The organism is Streptomyces rubellomurinus, assembly GCF_000961885.1.
In the GTDB taxonomy this organism is placed as follows: domain Bacteria; phylum Actinomycetota; class Actinomycetes; order Streptomycetales; family Streptomycetaceae; genus Kitasatospora; species Kitasatospora rubellomurina.
On the sequence record NZ_JZKH01000004.1, the window covers coordinates 104825 to 120287 of the forward strand.

At 75.0% G+C, this 15463-nt stretch carries 19 protein-coding genes; 12 read left to right on the top strand and 7 right to left on the bottom strand.

The features are described from left to right. Window positions 1–75 precede the first annotated feature (75 nt). Window positions 76–249, bottom strand: coding sequence for a CsbD family protein (locus VM95_RS39580; RefSeq protein WP_063773443.1), 174 nt, complete (start codon window positions 247–249; stop codon window positions 76–78). A 200-nt stretch (window positions 250–449) separates the two neighbouring features. Here VM95_RS39580 and VM95_RS03610 point away from each other — a divergent pair, with 200 nt between their 5' ends. Next, the gene (locus tag VM95_RS03610) at window positions 450–1496 is read left to right on the top strand and encodes a DNA topoisomerase IB (protein WP_244178610.1); all 1047 of its coding nucleotides are present in this window, start codon (window positions 450–452) and stop codon (window positions 1494–1496) included. Window positions 1497–1524: 28 nt separating this feature from the next. Here the strand turns inward: VM95_RS03610 and VM95_RS03615 are convergent, their stop codons facing one another. Next, the gene (locus VM95_RS03615) at window positions 1525–2580 is read right to left on the bottom strand and encodes a PHP domain-containing protein (protein ID WP_045692511.1); all 1056 of its coding nucleotides are present in this window, start codon (window positions 2578–2580) and stop codon (window positions 1525–1527) included. Window positions 2581–2645: 65 nt separating this feature from the next. After that, entirely contained in the window at window positions 2646–2969 is a 324-nt protein-coding gene (locus VM95_RS03620; RefSeq protein ID WP_045692512.1) for a hypothetical protein, read from the bottom strand. 203 nt (window positions 2970–3172) lie between these two features. On the opposite strand from VM95_RS03620, the gene VM95_RS03625 reads away from it, so the two are divergent. From VM95_RS03625 to VM95_RS03635, 3 genes are read left to right on the top strand one after another with little or no spacing between them, the layout of a single operon-like run. Next, a complete protein-coding gene (locus VM95_RS03625; RefSeq protein WP_045692513.1) occupies window positions 3173–3832 on the top strand; it encodes a nucleotidyltransferase family protein in 660 nt (219 codons plus the stop codon). Continuing rightward, a complete protein-coding gene (locus VM95_RS03630) occupies window positions 3829–4083 on the top strand; it encodes a BON domain-containing protein (protein WP_045692514.1) in 255 nt (84 codons plus the stop codon). Before VM95_RS03625 ends, VM95_RS03630 begins: the two co-directional genes overlap by 4 nt. Next, window positions 4080–4811, top strand: coding sequence for a metallophosphoesterase family protein (locus tag VM95_RS03635; protein WP_045692515.1), 732 nt, complete (start codon window positions 4080–4082; stop codon window positions 4809–4811). Before VM95_RS03630 ends, VM95_RS03635 begins: the two co-directional genes overlap by 4 nt. Window positions 4812–4833: 22 nt before the next feature. On the opposite strand, the gene VM95_RS03640 is transcribed toward VM95_RS03635, so the two are convergent. Further along, entirely contained in the window at window positions 4834–5472 is a 639-nt protein-coding gene (locus VM95_RS03640; protein WP_045692516.1) for a hypothetical protein, read from the bottom strand. A 235-nt stretch (window positions 5473–5707) separates the two neighbouring features. Here VM95_RS03640 and VM95_RS03645 point away from each other — a divergent pair, with 235 nt between their 5' ends. Further along, window positions 5708–6166: an SRPBCC family protein gene (locus tag VM95_RS03645; RefSeq protein ID WP_045692517.1), complete on the top strand. Its 459-nt coding sequence runs from the start codon at window positions 5708–5710 to the stop codon at window positions 6164–6166. A gap of 184 nt (window positions 6167–6350) precedes the next feature. On the opposite strand, the gene VM95_RS03650 is transcribed toward VM95_RS03645, so the two are convergent. Further along, a complete protein-coding gene (locus VM95_RS03650) occupies window positions 6351–8582 on the bottom strand; it encodes a catalase (protein ID WP_078859565.1) in 2232 nt (743 codons plus the stop codon). A gap of 63 nt (window positions 8583–8645) precedes the next feature. Continuing rightward, complete coding sequence (locus VM95_RS03655; protein WP_052707120.1) at window positions 8646–9305, bottom strand: HAD-IIIA family hydrolase; 660 nt, start codon at window positions 9303–9305, stop codon at window positions 8646–8648. Between the two features lie 260 nt (window positions 9306–9565). Here VM95_RS03655 and VM95_RS03660 point away from each other — a divergent pair, with 260 nt between their 5' ends. The 5 genes from VM95_RS03660 to VM95_RS03680 all read left to right on the top strand — a co-directional run bounded on the left by VM95_RS03660 (window position 9566) and on the right by VM95_RS03680 (window position 12494). Further along, complete coding sequence (locus tag VM95_RS03660) at window positions 9566–10111, top strand: hemerythrin domain-containing protein (RefSeq protein ID WP_045692518.1); 546 nt, start codon at window positions 9566–9568, stop codon at window positions 10109–10111. Window positions 10112–10193: 82 nt separating this feature from the next. Next, window positions 10194–10754: a hemerythrin domain-containing protein gene (locus VM95_RS03665; protein WP_045692519.1), complete on the top strand. Its 561-nt coding sequence runs from the start codon at window positions 10194–10196 to the stop codon at window positions 10752–10754. A 187-nt stretch (window positions 10755–10941) separates the two neighbouring features. Further along, window positions 10942–11307 (top strand): hypothetical protein, encoded by a 366-nt coding sequence (locus tag VM95_RS45415; protein ID WP_208615393.1) that lies wholly within the window; start codon window positions 10942–10944, stop codon window positions 11305–11307. Continuing rightward, window positions 11304–11792 (top strand): helix-turn-helix transcriptional regulator, encoded by a 489-nt coding sequence (locus VM95_RS39900; protein ID WP_078859566.1) that lies wholly within the window; start codon window positions 11304–11306, stop codon window positions 11790–11792. The genes VM95_RS45415 and VM95_RS39900 overlap by 4 nt, the downstream gene beginning before the upstream one ends. Before the next feature lie 48 nt (window positions 11793–11840). Next, on the top strand, window positions 11841–12494 hold the full coding sequence (locus tag VM95_RS03680) for a LysE family translocator (RefSeq protein ID WP_045692520.1): 654 nt from the start codon (window positions 11841–11843) through the stop codon (window positions 12492–12494). On the opposite strand, the gene VM95_RS03685 is transcribed toward VM95_RS03680, so the two are convergent. After that, window positions 12469–13416, bottom strand: a complete 948-nt coding sequence (locus VM95_RS03685; RefSeq protein ID WP_045692521.1) for an NAD-dependent epimerase/dehydratase family protein — start codon at window positions 13414–13416, stop codon at window positions 12469–12471. The two genes, VM95_RS03680 and VM95_RS03685, sit on opposite strands and share 26 nt — an antisense overlap. 99 nt (window positions 13417–13515) lie before the next feature. Here VM95_RS03685 and VM95_RS03690 point away from each other — a divergent pair, with 99 nt between their 5' ends. Then, the gene (locus VM95_RS03690) at window positions 13516–14445 is read left to right on the top strand and encodes a LysR family transcriptional regulator (protein WP_045692522.1); all 930 of its coding nucleotides are present in this window, start codon (window positions 13516–13518) and stop codon (window positions 14443–14445) included. 116 nt (window positions 14446–14561) lie between these two features. After that, window positions 14562–15332: a hypothetical protein gene (locus tag VM95_RS03695; RefSeq protein WP_045692523.1), complete on the top strand. Its 771-nt coding sequence runs from the start codon at window positions 14562–14564 to the stop codon at window positions 15330–15332. Window positions 15333–15463 lie beyond the last annotated feature (131 nt).

Here is a 15463-nt window from a genome sequence, read left to right on the forward strand (position 1 = left end):
GACGGGTGGGAAGAAAGAGTCGCACGGGGCGGGGGAGGCGGCCGCGCGGGGCGGCCGCCTCCCCCGGGAGTGGAGTCAGTCCTTCCCCACGTCCTTGACCTTCTCGGCCGCCTGCTTGAGGTCGCTCTTCATCTGCTTGCCCCGGCCCTCGGCCTCGACGACCGGGTCGTCCATGGCCTTGCCGGCGGCCTCCTTGGCCTTGCCGTGGGCCTTCTCCGCGATGTTGCGCAGCTTGTTCTCGGTGCCCATCGGGCGCTCCTCTCGTCGTTCCGCCCGTGCGGGGCGGTCGGTTCGTGGTGCCGAGTGCGGGGGCCGGTCGGTCGATCCCCCGGCAGCGTCTGCCCCGGATCGGCGTTTCCACACCGGGCGGTCGAAGTCCACCCCCCGGCCGCGTCGACCCGGGCACGGCCGGGGGTGTGGGCCGAGGCCGTGCGGGCACCCGCCGTACCGTGACGAGCCGAACCAGAACGACCGCCCTGACCGGCAGCGACCCGCACGGCCCCGGCTGGCGGCGGGTGCGCCGAGGGCGGGGCTTCGGCTACCGGGACGCCGACGGCAGCCCGGTGGGCGACCCCCGGGCGATCGCCCGGGTGAAGGCACTGGCGATCCCGCCGGCCTGGACGGACGTCTGGATCTGCCCCCATCCGCGCGGGCACCTCCAGGCCGTGGGGACGGACGCGGCCGGGCGGCGGCAGTACCTCTACCACCCGGACTTCCGGGCGCAGCAGGAGCGCGCCAAGCACGACCACGTCCTCGCCGTCGCCCCCGCCCTGCCCGGACTGCGGCGCCGGGCGGAGGAGGACCTCGCCCGGCGCGGCCTGGGCCCCGAACGCGTCCTCGGCTGCGCCACCCGGCTGCTCGACCTGGGCTTCTTCCGCATCGGCGCACCGGGCTACGAGCGGGACAACGGCTCCTACGGCCTCACCACGCTGCGGCGCGACCAGGTGTCCGTACGGCGCGACCGGATCCACTTCGCCTACCGGGCCAAGTCGGGCCGCGAGCGCGACCTCGTGCTGACCGACCGCACCACCGCCACCGCCGTACGGGCCCTGCTGCGCCGACCGGATCCGGGGGCGCGGCTGCTGGCCTTCCGGCAGGGCCGGGTCTTCGCGGACGTCGACGCCGCGCGGCTCAACGGCTACCTGCGCGAACACAGCGGCACCGACCTGTCCGCCAAGGACTTCCGCACCTGGCACGCCACCGTGCTGGCCGCGGTGGGGTTGGCGGTCTCCTGGCCGGTGGCCGGGCGTTCCCCGGGCGCCCGGCGGCGCGCGGCGGCCCGGGTGGTCCGGGAGGTGGCCGACTACCTGGGCGACACGCCCGCGGTCTGCCGGGCCTCGTACCTGAATCCGCGGCTGTTCGAGCTGTACGACCAGGGCGTCACCCTCGCCCCCGCCCTGCGGAACCTCGCGCCCGGCGACGGGCTGGGGCTGCCCGGCACCGGCGAGGAGGTCGAGCGGGCGGTGGTCGAGCTGCTGACCGGCAAGGGCTGCTGACCGGCAGGGGCTGTTGAGGGGCCCGGGCTCACGGTCGCCTGGCGGCGGCCGGTCGCGCCCAGGCGAGCAGGCGCTCGCGCGGCCAGGTGGTGACCAGGCGGTCGGGCCCGAGGCCGAACCGGGCCGCGCGGGCGTAGCCGGAGGTGAACCAGTGCAGTTGCTCCGGGGCGTGGGCGTCGGTGTCGACGGCGAACAGGCAGCCCGCCTCGACGGCCAGCCGCAGCAGTTCGTCGGGCGGATCCCGGCGTTCGGGGCGGCAGTTGATCTCGACCGCCGTCCCGGCCGCGGCACAGGCGGTGAACACCGCCGCGGCGTCGAAGCGGGACGGCGGCCGGCCGCGGCCGGTGACGATCCGCCCGGTGCAGTGGCCGAGCACGTTGGTGCGCGGGTCGCGGACGGCGGTCAGCATCCTGGCCGTCATCGGTTCCGGATCGGCCCGCAGCTTGGAGTGCACCGAGGCCACCACCACGTCGAGCCGGTCGAGGAGTTCGGGCTCCTGGTCGAGCGAGCCGTCCTCCAGGATGTCGCACTCGATCCCGGTCAGGAGCCGGAACGGCCCGTCCCCGGCGTTGTGGCCGGCGGTGTCGTGGGCCGCGGCGTTCCGGGCGGCGGCGTTGTGCGCCGCGACCGCGTCGAGCTGGCGGCGCAGCCGCTCGGGGTCGAGCCCGTGGGCGATGGTCAGGCGGGGCGAGTGGTCGGTCAGTACCGCCCAGTCGTGCCCGAGCGTGCGGGCGGCCTCGGCCATCTCCTCGATCGGGTGGCCGCCGTCCGACCAGTCGGAGTGCAGGTGGCAGTCGCCGCGCGCGGCCGCCGCCAGGTCCCATCCGGCCCGCGCGGCCGGTCCCGCCGTGCTCTCCAGCCGGGCGAGGTAGCGCGGGACGGCGCCCGTGGAGGCCTGGGCGATCACCTCGGCGGTGACCGGCCCGACGCCCGGCAGGCGCCGGGCCTGCACAGCGTCCACCGGACCGGGCGGCAGCGCGCGGACGGCGTCGGCCGCGGTGTGGAACGCCCGCACCCGGTAGGGCGAGGCGTCGTTCCACTCCAGCAGGAAGGCGATCCGCCGCAGCGCCGTCGCCGGGTCCATGACGTCCCTCGTGGGCCGGCCGGATCAGCGCGCGGTGGTGTGCGGCGCGCCGCCGGGCGCCGTGCTCAACGGCCGAGCGCGTTGGCCAGTTCGCGCTTGTTCATCTTCGAACGGCCCTTGATGTTGCGGTGCTTGGCCTCGTTGTACAGCTGGTCGTAGGTCGGGCCCTGGCTGCCCTGGTGGGAGCGCTGCCCGCCGCGCCGGCTCGACGACATGTCGTGCGTCGACGAGCGGCTCGCGGTCTTGGACTCGCCGTGCCGGGCCCGTTCCTTGTTGACCGTCCGGGCGGCGATCTCCTCGGCCCGCTTCTCGCTCTCGCCGCGGTCGAGGGCGCTCTCCTTGATGTGCTCGTACTGCCGCTCGCGCTTGGGGCTGGATCGTCGGGGCATGGCCGCCGCTCCTCTCGTGGTCCGGGTCGTTGCGCGGGGGCGTATACCCGGACGAACCGCAGGAAACCGCCCGAGCCGGCCCGACCCCGCCCGACCCCGTACGACCTCCCCGTCCGGCCCGGGCGGGGAGCCCTCCGACCGTGTGAACTCCCGGTACCGGGGTAGCCGTGGGAGCCCCGAACGAGCCGGCGGAGGAGCCTGCGATGGACAGACGCGTCGAACAGCTCGATCCGCCGCGCCCGGCACGCTCCGACGTGGCCGACTGGCCGCTGGACGGAGCGGACGGGAGCCTGCCGCCCGACCGGACCCAGGCCATCCTGGAGGCGGCGAAGCGGATCGGCTCGCTGCTCAAGGCCAAGGACCACCCGTTCGCCCTGGCGGGCGGGGTCGCCGCCTACGCGCACGGCGCCGCCGTGCGGCTCCAGCACGACGCCGACTTCTGCATCCGCCGCGAGGACGCCGACGCCGTCACCCACACCCTGCGCGAGGCCGGGCTCCAGGTGTTCCTGCCGCCCGAGGACTGGCTGGTCAAGGCCCGCTGCCTGGGCCAGGACGTCGACCTGATCCTGGAGCTCGCCAAGCGGCCGGTCACCTCGGAGCTGCTGGACCGCGCCGAGGTGCTGCCGGTGGACTCCGTCCACATGCCGGTGCTCTCCGCCACCGACCTGGTCAGCAGCCTGCTGGCCGCGTTCTCCGAGCACCACTGCGACTTCGGCGCGGTGCTCTCGGTGGTGCGGCCGCTGCGGGAGAAGGTCGACTGGCGGCGGGTCCGGGCGGAGCGCGGCGGGGCGCCGATGCCGGCGGCGTTCCTGTTCCTCCTGGAACGGCTCCAGGTGATCGAACCCGAGGAGGCGGACCGATGAGCGGCGCCGACGACACCGAGTACCGGCTCGCCCACCTGCGCGACCGCCTCGCCGACGACGAGGTCGGCGAACTCGGTCTGCGGATCGAACTGCACGGCGCCCGGGTCACGGTGCGCGGCACCGTGCCGAACGAGCGGCGCCGGGCGGCCGTCGAACGCATCGTCAACGAGGCCCTGGCCGGACTGACGGTGCACACCGACATCGCGCTCGTCGACGGCCGGCCGCCGACCGGGGTGGAGGACCTGCCGTGATCCGGGTGGCCGCGGTCGGTGACATCCACCTCGGCCCGGACAGTCGGGGCCTGCTGCGGCCCGCCTTCGCCACGCTGGGAGAGCTGGCGGACCTGCTGCTGCTGGCCGGCGACCTCACCCGGCACGGCACCCCCGAGGAGGCGGTGGTGGTGGGGGAGGAGGCCGGCGGCCTGCCCGTGCCGGTGATCGCCGTCCTCGGCAACCACGACTACGACGCCGGCGGGCCGGACGAGGTCACCCGGATCCTGACCGCGCACGGCGTACGGGTGCTGGAACGCGCCTCGACCACCGTCCGGGTGGACGGCCGACTCGTCGGCGTGGCCGGCACCAAGGGCTTCGGCGGCGGTTTCGCCGGTCGCAGCGGCGGGGAGTTCGGCGAGCCCGAGATGAAGGCCTTCGTCCGGCACAGCCGGGAGTGCGCGGACGGCCTGCGCGCCGCGCTCGACCGACTGGCCGAGGAGGGCTGCGACCTGCGGATCGCCCTCACCCACTTCGCCCCGGTGCCGGACACCCTGGCCGGCGAACCGCCCGAGATCTTCCCGTTCCTGGGCAGCTACCTGCTCGCCGAGGCCATCGACGGGGCCGGCGCCGACCTGGCCGTCCACGGCCACGCGCACCTGGGCACCGAGCGCGGCCTCACCGCCTGCGGGGTGCGCGTGCGCAACGTCGCCCAGCCCGTCCTCGGCCGCGCCTTCGCGGTCTACCAGCTGCACGCCCACGGCGACTGATACCCAGCCGGCCCGCCGCCGGTCAGGCGTCCCGCAGCCGCGCCAGCGCGTCCTTCGACAGGCTGACCCGGACCAGCGCGGCGGCCAGGCGGGCGTGGTCCTTCGGCGGCACGAGGCCGCCCAGGCCCCGGGGCGTGTGCGGCAGCCCGAGGTCCTCGGCCGCGCCGCACGCGCGGTCGTCGAAGAACGGCCGCAGCCACGGCCACACCGCCTGGGCCTCGCGGCAGAATATGCCCGCGCCGACCGGGCCGATCCTCGGCACGTCCTGCAGCAGCTCCCGCAGGGCGTCCGGATCGCGGTCGGCCTCGTCCCGCATCCGGCGCAGGTCGCCGTGCCAGCGGTCGAGCACCAGCCGCGCCCCTTCGCCGAGGGCGGTCGCGGTGCTCTCGTCGTACCGGACGTAGTGGGCCCGGCCCAGGGCGTCGACCCGGTCCTGCCAGCCGGAGTCGGCCATCGCCCGGGGCGTGCGGAACCCCGCGGCGGACAGCTCCCGGGCGGCCCGGGTGGCCGTCCCGGCGCTGATCCGAATGGAGCAGAGCACGGTCAGGACCAGCAGCCGGTACAGCGGCGAGGGCTTGTCCCGCAGCGTGATGCCGGCCTCCTCGGCGTAGGTGCGGCCGTGCTCGGAGAGCAGCCGGGAGGTGATGGTGTCGACCGTCATCGCGCGAGCACCTCCCTCCTCGGTGCGCCTCCTCGGCGCCCGTCAGGTCCGGGCGGGGCGGCGCCCGGTGGGGACCCGAGGCTGCCCCGGCCCGCACGGGCGAAACGTCCCCGGGCGGCGGCCGGTCGTCCGGGGACCGGAGGTCGGGCCCGGCGCGGTGGTTACACCGCCCCTGGGCGGGCACACGCGCGACCGGTCGGGAACGGCCCGGCCGCACGGTACGAGGAGGTCGCAGATGAGCATGGTGAAGGAGTCCGTGGACGTCGGTGTGCCGCTGCACACCGCCTACAACCAGTGGACGCTGTTCGAGGAGTTCCCGCGCTTCATGGAGGGCGTCGACGCGGTGACGCAGCTGGACGACCGCCACAACCACTGGCGGACCAGCATCGGCGGCGTCAGCCGGGAGTTCGACACCGAGATCGTCGACCAGCAGCCCGACGAGCGGATCGCCTGGCGGACGATGGACGGCGAGGTGGAGCAGAAGGGCGTCGTGACCTTCCAGCGGCTCGACGACGTGCACACCCGGGTGCACATGGCCATCGACTTCCGGCCCGAGGGCATCGCCGAGAAGGCCGGCGACATGATGGGCATGATCGACCGGCGGGTGAAGGGGGACCTGAAGCGCTTCAAGGAGTTCATGGAGGAGCGCGGCCGGGAGGAGGGCGGCTGGCGCGGCCGGATCACCCCCGGCTGACCCGCCGCCGCCGGACCGGCGTCCGGTCGGCGTACGGCCGGCGTATGGCTGGCGTACGGCCGGAGTACGGACACACCGAGGGCCCGGACGGCCTGCCGTGTACGGCACCGTCCGGGCCCTGGTGTGCGGGCGCGTCAGCGGGAGTCGGCGAGAGTCAGCGCGAGTTGGCCCGCGTCGGCGAAAGTCAGCGCGAGGGGAAGCGGTGGCGCTCGACCAGGCCGGCGAACTCGTCCCAGAACGCCGGATCGGGCCGTCCGCCGTCGGCCCGGACCGCGACCCCGGCCAGCCCGCTCGGCGTACCGAACCCGGCCGCCCGGGACAGCTCGACGCCCGAGCCCAGCACCGCGACCGGCTTGCCGTGCCGCAGCGCCTCGGCGAGGAAGGCGACGGCGTCCGGATCGGCGGGCAGCGCGCGGTGGCAGCCGTCCGGTACCACGACGGCGTCGTACAGCACCGAGGCGGTGGTGGGCAGCGGGTGGTCCACCGGCAGGTGCTCACCGTCCTGCGCGAGCACGTGACCGCCGTGCGCGGCGAGCGTGTCGACGCGGGCGCCCGCGCCGCACAGCCGCGCACGGGCGGCCCGCACCTGGTCGCCGTCCACCCCCGGGCCGGTCAGCACGGCGACCCTGCGGGTGCGGATACCGCGGCCGCGCAGGTTGTCCAGACTCAGCGCGGGGGAGGTCCGCGGCCCGGCCGTGCCGTTACCGGCCGAAGCCGCCCGCCCGTCCAGCGGCGCCGCCCCGTTCGCCGGCGCCGCCTCGGGCTCGGGCACGCCGATCCGCCGGGCCACCTCCGCCGCCAGGCCCGGATCGACGTGCACCAGGTTCCCGACCGTGCGCTGCCGGACCTCCTGGTCACCGACCTTGCCGAGCTCGAAGGCGAACGCGGCGGTGATGTGCCGCTGCTCCCAGTCCGCCATGCTGCGCCAGAACAGCGCCGCCTGGCTGTAGTGGTCGCCGAAGCTCGGGCTGCGCCGGCGGACCGCCGATCCGTCGATCCGCTCCTGGTAGTGCTGGAACACCCCCTCGGCCAGGTGGCCGCCGCCCATCGTGGCCGGGCAGCCGCCGCCGACGGAGTTCGGCGTGTAGCTGGTGCCGTCGTGGACGACCTGCTGGCCGTAGCCGTCCCGGTGGTCGGTGCGGACGTCGGCGAGCGGGCGGTTGACCGGCAGCTGGGAGAAGTTGGGGCCGCCGAGGCGGATCAGCTGGGTGTCCAGGTAGGAGAAGTTGCGGCCCTGCAGCAGCGGATCGTTGGTGAAGTCGATCCCGGGCACGATGTTGGCGGTGTGGAACGCCACCTGCTCGGTCTCGGCGAAGAAGTTCCGCGGATTGCGGTCGAGCACCATCCGCCCGACCGGATGGACCGGGACCAGCTCCTCCGGCACCAGCTTGGTCGGGTCCAGCAGGTCGAAGGGGAAGGCGAACTCGTCCTGTTCCGCGATGAGCTGGACGCCGAGTTCGTACTCGGGGAAGTCGCCCGCCGCGATCGCCTCCCACAGGTCCCGGCGGTGGAAGTCGGGATCGCGCCCGGCGGTGAGCTGGGCCTCGTCCCACACCTGGGAGTAGACGCCGAGCACCGGCTTCCAGTGGAACTTGACGAAGGTGGCGCGCCCCCGCGCGTTCACCAGGCGGAAGGTGTGCACGCCGAAGCCCTGCATCATCCGGTAGCTGCGCGGGATGGCCCGGTCGGACATCACCCACATCAGCATGTGGGTGGTCTCGGGCTGGAGCGAGCAGAAGTCCCAGAAGGTGTCGTGGGCGGAGGCGCCGGTGGGGATCTCGTTCGCCGGCTCCGGCTTCACCGCGTGGACGAAGTCGGGGAACTTGACCGCGTCCTGGATGAAGAACACCGGCATGTTGTTCCCGACCAGGTCGTAGTTGCCGTGCCCGGTGTAGAACTTGGTGGCGAAACCGCGGACGTCCCGCACGGTGTCGGCGGAGCCGCGCGGGCCCTGCACGGTCGAGAAGCGGACGAAGACGGGCGTGCGCCGGCCCGCCTCCTGGAGGAAGTCGGCGCAGGTGAACTCGGCCAGCGACTCGTACGGTTCGAAGAAGCCGTAGGCGCCGGCGCCGCGGGCGTGCACGACCCGCTCGGGGATGCGCTCGTGGTCGAAGTGGGTGAGCTTCTCGCGCAGGTGGAAGTCCTCCAGCAGGGTGGGGCCGCGGTCGCGGACGGCGAGCGAGTCGTCGGTGCTGTCGACGCGGACGCCCTGGTCGGTGGTGAGCGGGCCGTCCGGGTCGGCGGCCCGGGCGGCGTCCAGCGCGACGTCCTTGGCGTCCCGGTCGGCGGCGGGCTCGGGCGGCTCGGGCGTCCCGGTCGGTCGGGGCGGCGGTTCGGGCGGCGGCTCGGGGGGCGGGGTCCCGGTGACCAGCGGGGTGCGGGCGCGCTGCCCGGGGGATTCGGGGGCGTTGCTCATCTCGCCTTCTCCGTCCTGGAGTTCGGGCCGTACGGCCGGACGTGGGGGCCGCCGGGAGGGGGGTCAGTGCCGCAGCAGGAGGTAGGCCGCCTCGGCCGGGTCGTCGGCGGCCGAACAGGCCGTGGGCGTGCACGGCGGGCACGGCCCGGCCGTCGGCCGGCCCGGCTCCGGGACCCGGATCGCGTGGGCGCCGACCGCGAGCGCGGCGGCGATCACGGCGTCCTCGCAGCCGATCACCGTGACGCGCGCGGGCGGCAGACCGAGCGCCCGGCAGGCGGCGGTCACCAGCCCCGGGGCGGGCATCCGGCAGGCGCAGCCGTCGTGCGATCCGTGCGGACACACCGCCCACACGTCGACCGCGCCCAGCAGCGCCTCGGCCCGGGCCTGGACGGCCTCGACCTGTCCGCGGCCGAGGAGCCCGCGGGCCACGCCGGGCTGGTTGCTCAGCACGCCGATGGCGAACCCGGCCCCGCGCAGTACCGCCAGCGCGGCCCGGACCCCGGCCATCGGACGGACCATCGCGGGGTCGCCGTTGTAGGCGACGTTCTGCAGGAGCGTGCCGTCGCGACCGAACAGCACGGCACCCGCCGGGCGCTCGGCCGTCGCCGGGCCGACCGCCGGTCCGTCCGGGCGGAGGAACAGCCACGGCCCGGGCGGGCCCTGGTCCTCGATGTCCGGGCGGGGCTTCGGGACGGTCAGTACGAGTTCTCCGAGGTGGTCCATGCCCCTGCGGGTTGCCGCCGCCGAGGACGGCAAACGGCGCGCGGCGGGCGGATCCGGATCGGCCGGTCGGTCGCCGGGGGAGCGGTGCCCGGTCGTGTCGTGCCGTGCGGGCCGTCCCGTGCCGGTCGTCCCGTGGCCGGTCGTCCCGGGCCCGGCGGCGATCCCGGCGGCGGCCGGGTTTGGCCCGTGCCCGCCCGGGGACACGCCCGACCGGCGGGGGAGCCGCGAGGAGGAGACCGAGGAGACCGAGGAGACCAGCGATGTCGAACGATGCCATTGTCCTGCTGCGGGAGGACCACAAGGAGGTCCGCCGCCTGTTCCGCGAGTACCGCGGTCTCGACAGCGCCGGCGGCGCCGGCGGCGCCGGCGACGGCAACGGCGGTGACGGCGGCGACGACAGCGCACGGCGCAGGACGGTCCAACGGATCGTCGAGTCGCTGACCGTCCACACCTACCTGGAGGACGAACTGGTCTACCCCAGGATCCGCCAGGAACTGCCCGGCCTCGCCGAGGAGATGGACCAGGCCGAACAGGAGCACCACGTCGCCGACCTGCTCTGCGAGGAGCTGAGCCGGATGGATCCGGGCGACGACGGCTACGACGCCAAGACCGCCGTCCTGATCGACGCCGTCGAGCGGCACATCGAGCGGGAGGAGAACGACTGGTTCCCCAAGGTGCGGGCCGCGCTCGGCCGCACCGAGCTGCGGGAACTGGGCGAGCGGATGCAGGCCGTACGCGAGACCGCGCCGCGCCACCCGACCTCGGGCGGCGTGCTGCACCGCATCGCCGACGTGCTGGAGGGCTGACCCACCCCCGCCCGCGGCAGGAGGCACGCCCAGGAAGCCCAGGAACGCCCAGGAACCCCAGGAACCTCAGGAAGGAAGTCCCGTGCGGCACGACGAAGACCTTCTGGACCAGCTCACCGCCGAGCACCAGGCCGTCCTGGTCCACTTCAGCGAACTCAGCGGCCTCCCCAGCGGGGACCCGCAGCGCAAGGAGCTGGTCGATCTGGTGACCGACCAGCTGGTGCGCCACACCCGCGCCGAGGAACAGCACCTCTACCCGCTCGCCCGCGACCGCCTGGCGGACGGGCCTGCCGTGGTGGAACGCGAACTCGCCGACCACCGAGGAGTGGAGGCCCTGCTCACCGAACTCCGGCCGACCCGGGTCGACTCGCCCCGCTTCGACCGCCTGGTGGCCCGGCTGATCGAGGAGGTCACCGGGCACGCGGGCGAGGAGGAGAGCCGGCTCTTCCCGGCCGTGCGGGCCGTCACCACCGAGGCGGAACTGCGCGACCTGGCGGTCCGCGCCCGCGAGACCGAGCGGCGCTCCTCCGGTCGGCCCCACCACCAGCCGCCGACCGAACGCCCCGCCGACCGGCTGCCCCCGCCCGAGCGCCCGCTGATGGAACGGCTGCGGGCCTTCCTGACCCCGGGCGGACCGCACTGACCGGTCACCCGCGCCTCCGGAAGGCCGACCGGACGGGGAGCGTCCGGGGCGCGGTAGCCCGGGTTTCGCCCCGGCGATCCCGGGCAACCGCGCGATGACCCACGGTGGCCGACCCCGGTCGGCCCCCGGCCGGCGGGGCCGCCAGGAGCGGTGACCACGGACGAGGACGGCTCGGAGGTGCGAGGACGTGCGGGAACGAGTGGACCGGATCGCCGATTCCTGGGGTGACCGCACCCCGTACGGCCCCGGCGCGCCCTGGCCGGTGCCGGCCCCCTCGACGGCGACGGTGCCGTCCCCCACGACGGCCCCGGGCGCCGGTGCGGGGCCGGACCTGCTGGAGGACCTTCGCGACCTCCACCTCGCCGCCGCCGGGAACGCGCTGCGCCGGGAGACGCCCGCCCAGGCCGCGCGGGCCGTCCGGGACGAGCCGTTGCTCGCCCTCGCCACGGCGTGCCGCCCGCAGACGCTGCGGCACCTGCGCTGGACGACCACCATGGTGAAGACACTCGCTCCGCAGCTGCTCGGCAGCCCCGACCCGGAGGTCACGCGATGACCGCGTACGCCGACCACACCGTCCCCGGGCCCCCCACGGGGACGCCGGACCGATCGGGGGTCGCGCCCGTACCCGGCCGTCCCGCGAGCCCGGGATGGACCTTCCTCACCAACCACGCCCGGGTCCTGGTGCAGATCGCCCGTGACCCCGGCATCAGGGTGCGGGACATCGCCGTCGGCTGCCTGCTCACCGAGCGGGCGGTGCAGCGGATCATCGCCGACCTCGAGGAGGCCGGCTACCTCACCCACGAGCGCCGGGGACGGGTGAACCACTACGAGGTGATCGCGGGCAAACAGCTGCGCCACCCGGCGGACGCCGGGCCCACCCTCGCGGAGCTGCTGGCCGTCCTGCTGCGCGGGGGCGGCCCGGGCGAGGGGGAAGGTGCCGGTCCGTGGTGGCCCGCCGGCTCTCCCGCCGCGCGCGGACGGGAGCGCCCGGGGGCCGCCACCGGGAGCAGCGGCATCAGTGCCGCTGATGGGTCCTGAAGCGGACCTCGTTGGACGTGATCGCGGCCGTGGCACCAGGATGGCCGCATGACCGTGACCTCCGCCATCGCATCCTTCGCCGTCGTGGCCGGCATGCTGACCGTCATGCCCGGCCTGGACACCGCGCTCGTCCTGCGCTCCGCGATCACCCTCGGCAGGCGCCGGGCCTTCGCGACGGCGCTCGGGATCCTGTGCGGCGTGCTGGTGTGGGGGGTGGCCGCCGCGGTCGGCGCCACGGCGGTGCTCACCGCCTCCCACCTGCTGTACGACGCGCTGCGCGTGGCCGGCGCCGGGTACCTGGTGTGGCTGGGGGTCGGCATGGTCCGCAAGACGCTCAAGGAGCGCGGCCGAGCCGCGTCGGGGGACGCGGCGGGCACGGCGGACGCCGCGGGTGCGGACGCGACCTGGCTGCGGTCCTGGGCGCGCGGGCTGGGCACCAGCCTGCTCAACCCGAAGAACGGCGTCTTCTACATGGCAATGCTGCCCCAGTTCATCCCCATCGGTGCCCCGCACCTGCTGATGGGGGTCGTCCTGGCGGCCGTGCACGACCTGGAGGGCCTGGTCTGGTTCAGCGCGCTGATCTTCGGCACCCAGCTCGTCCGGCGGTGGCTGAACCGCGCCTCGGTGCGGCGGGCCATCGACGCGGTCACCGGTACGGTGCTCGTCGGCTTCGGTCTCAAGCTGGCACTCGCTGACGGCTGATCGCCGCGGCGGCCTCCTCGGCGGCTTTCTCGACGGCCTCCTCGACGACCCGGGGCAGCCAGTCGCTGACGGCGGAGAAGCGGAAGCCCAGGCGCGCCGCCCGGCCGGTGTCCATCGCGTAGCAGCGGTCGAAGGAGAACGGTGAGGTCGGCTCGGCCCCGCCGCCGACCAGCCGGGGCTCGGTGCCGGTCACCCGGCCCACGGCCGCGCACAACTCCCGTACGTCCAGGGCTCCTCGGGAGGCCGCGTTGACCGGGCCGAGGAAGTCGGCCGTCGCGGCCCAGGCCAGGAAGCGGGCGATCTCCGCCTCGTGGACGAAGGACGCGCGCTGCGGCGAGGCGTGGACGGCCACCGGCAGGCCGCGTCCGATCCGCTCCACGTAGTGGGCCAGCCGGCCGGTGAAGTCGGCGCCGCCGAGGACGTGCGCCGTCCGGACGGTGACGACGTCGAAGGGGGCCTGCCGGGTGAGCAGCGCCTCCGCCTGGCGCTTGCCCTCGGCGTAGTGATCCGACGCGAACTGCTGGTCGTGCCAGGGGAGTTGCAGGTCCACCGGCTCGGCCGCCAGGTCGAGCGCCGCCTCGGTGAGCGGCGGGCCGCCGGGCCGGCCGAGGTGGGCGTAGACCTCCACGGTGGAGGTGAGCAGGTAGCGCGGGGTGCGGTCGGCGAACACCCGGGCGGCGACGGCCGCCTGGACGGGGGTGTAGCAGACCTGGTCGATGACGGCGTCGAAGCGCCGGTCGGCGAGCGCGGCGCGCAGGGCGCCCTCGTCGTTCCGGTCGGCGCGCAGGTGAGTCACGCCGGGCGGGGCGGGGGTCGAGCCGCGGTTGACGACGGTCACCGTGGCGCCCGCGTCACGGAGTTCCTCGATCAGCCGCCTGCCGAAGTAGCGGCTTCCGCCGATCACGCACACGTCCACGTCCATGTCCTCGGTCCTCTCTCGTTGCTTTCGGTGGGACCAGCCTGCCGCGGATCGGTCGTCAGCAGTAGTGTGGGGATGGCGCACCCGTCATTAGGAGAACTGTTGATCGACGTCCAGCGACTGGCGGTCCTGCGGGAGGTCTCCCGCCGCGGCAGCTTCAACCAGGCGGCCCAGGCCCTGCACTGCACCCCCTCGGCCGTCTCCCAGCAGGTCGCCGCGCTGGAACGCGGCCTCGGCGCGCCGGTGGTGGAGCGCTCCACCCGAGGGGTCACGCTCACCGACGCGGGCCGGCTGCTGGTGGAGGCCGCCGACGCGATCGCCGCCGAACTCGCCGACACCCAGCAGCGCATCGCCCGGCTGACCGCCGAGCGGACCGCCCTGACCGTCGCCACCTTCGCCAGCGGCGGACGACGGCTGCTGCCGTCGGTCCTCGCCGGCTTCGCCGCCGACCACCCGGAGGTCGAACTGACCGTCCTGGAGGCGGAACCGGAGGAGAGCCTGCCCGCCGTCCGCGAGGGGCGCGCCGACCTCGCCCTCGCCTACCACTTCGCCGGCCCGCCGCCCGCCCGGCCCGGCGACCGCTCCGGGCTCGACTGGACGGCGCTCGGCGAGGACCCGCTGCGGGTCGTGCTGCCGCGCCGCCACCCCGCCGCCGCCCGCCACCGGGAGCGCCCCGAGGCGCCGCACCTGGCCGAACTCGCCGACCAGCGCTGGATCCTGGGCTGCCGCAAGTCCGCCGACCAACTCGCCCACCACGCCGAGCTGGCCGGCGTCGAGCTGCGGATCTGCTGCACCGCGACGGACTACGAGTTCGCCCAGTCACTGGTCCGCGCCGGGATCGGCATCGCGCTGATCCCCGAGATCGGCCTTTCCCGGCACCCGGACCTGGTCGCCCTCCCGCTGGCCGAGCCCGGCCCGCGCCGCCACCTGGGCCTGGCCCTCGCCCGCCGCCGCCGCGGCCGCGGCCGGGCCGCGCGCCTGGCGGAGGACCTCGCCTCCCGGCTCGTCGCCGGAGGAACGGGAGAGGACTGACGGCCGCCGGCGGGCGAGCAGAGCTGCCAGGCCCGTGGTCCCGCGGTGCCCCCCACCTGCGCTAGTCTCCCGCAATGCCCAGCATGGATCGATCCTTCGTTCGACACCGGCGGGGCGTGACGATCGCGGGCCTCGTGCTCAGCACCGTCGCGCTCGCCGGCTGCAGTTCAGGTGGTACCTCTCCGGCTCCGGCCGCAGCGGCGTCCCCGCCTGCCGGTTCCACGAGCAGTGCGGCGCCGTCAGCTGCCGCACCGGTCGCGGCGAGTCCCACGGCCGCACCGCTGTCCTTCCGCTACCACGCGCTGGGCAAGCAGGAGTTCATCGACCAGACGCTGTCCATCGGCAACCGCGGGCGGACGAGCGTGGCGCCCACCCTGGCGATCACGGCCGTGGACGGCAGCGGGAAGGACCTGCCGGACGTACGGGTCACGACCGCGTACGGGAGCGACCGCGGCAGCCTCGTCGTCCAACCCGGCGGGGGCTTCGACGTCCTCGCCTTCAGCGGAGCCGGCGCCGACCAGGTCGCCGATGTCCGGGTGACGGTCAAGGAGTCCGCCCCGGCGGACCTGCCGGCCGACGTCTCCCTCGTCGAGGCCGAGCCGGCGGACGCCGCCGGTCGGCCGATGAGCAAGTTCGACGCCTTCGAGCAGGTCGTGCTGAACAACCCGAACACCACGGCGGTGTCGGTCCGCGTCGTGTACCTGGTCTACGACGAGCCGCAGCCCGGCAAGTCCCAGCAGGTGGTCGAGGCGGTCCCGATCGGCGGGCTGACCGCGGTCCCGGCCGGGGGCACCGCTGCCGTGCCCGTGTCGGGAGAGGCGAAGGCGGCCGTGCGGAAGTACGCGCACGGCCCGGCCGTCAGCGTCAAGGTCTACTTCTCCCGGTAGCCGGTAGCCGGTAGCCGGTAGCAGTCCGCTCGCTTCGGAACGCACAGCCGTGCGTACCGGAGCGAGCGCACGGTCGGCGAGTGGGCTCGGGGGAAGATCACCGGTGCGCCGGTGATCTCACTCACATGGCC

Bases quoted from the DNA above. Each gene is read 5' to 3' on its own strand.
- VM95_RS03680 (WP_045692520.1), top strand. From the start codon at position 11,841: ATGACCGTGACCTCCGCCATCGCATCCTTCGCCGTCGTGGCCGGCATG.
- VM95_RS03620 (WP_045692512.1), bottom strand. From the start codon at position 2,969: ATGCCCCGACGATCCAGCCCCAAGCGCGAGCGGCAGTACGAGCACATC.
- VM95_RS03685 (WP_045692521.1), bottom strand. From the start codon at position 13,416: ATGGACGTGGACGTGTGCGTGATCGGCGGAAGCCGCTACTTCGGCAGG.
- VM95_RS03660 (WP_045692518.1), top strand. From the start codon at position 9,566: ATGTCGAACGATGCCATTGTCCTGCTGCGGGAGGACCACAAGGAGGTC.
- VM95_RS03625 (WP_045692513.1), top strand. From the start codon at position 3,173: ATGGACAGACGCGTCGAACAGCTCGATCCGCCGCGCCCGGCACGCTCC.
- VM95_RS03650 (WP_078859565.1), bottom strand. From the start codon at position 8,582: ATGAGCAACGCCCCCGAATCCCCCGGGCAGCGCGCCCGCACCCCGCTG.
- VM95_RS39900 (WP_078859566.1), top strand. From the start codon at position 11,304: ATGACCGCGTACGCCGACCACACCGTCCCCGGGCCCCCCACGGGGACG.
- VM95_RS03645 (WP_045692517.1), top strand. From the start codon at position 5,708: ATGAGCATGGTGAAGGAGTCCGTGGACGTCGGTGTGCCGCTGCACACC.
- VM95_RS03615 (WP_045692511.1), bottom strand. From the start codon at position 2,580: ATGGACCCGGCGACGGCGCTGCGGCGGATCGCCTTCCTGCTGGAGTGG.
- VM95_RS03640 (WP_045692516.1), bottom strand. From the start codon at position 5,472: ATGACGGTCGACACCATCACCTCCCGGCTGCTCTCCGAGCACGGCCGC.
- VM95_RS03630 (WP_045692514.1), top strand. From the start codon at position 3,829: ATGAGCGGCGCCGACGACACCGAGTACCGGCTCGCCCACCTGCGCGAC.
- VM95_RS39580 (WP_063773443.1), bottom strand. From the start codon at position 249: ATGGGCACCGAGAACAAGCTGCGCAACATCGCGGAGAAGGCCCACGGC.
- VM95_RS03655 (WP_052707120.1), bottom strand. From the start codon at position 9,305: ATGGACCACCTCGGAGAACTCGTACTGACCGTCCCGAAGCCCCGCCCG.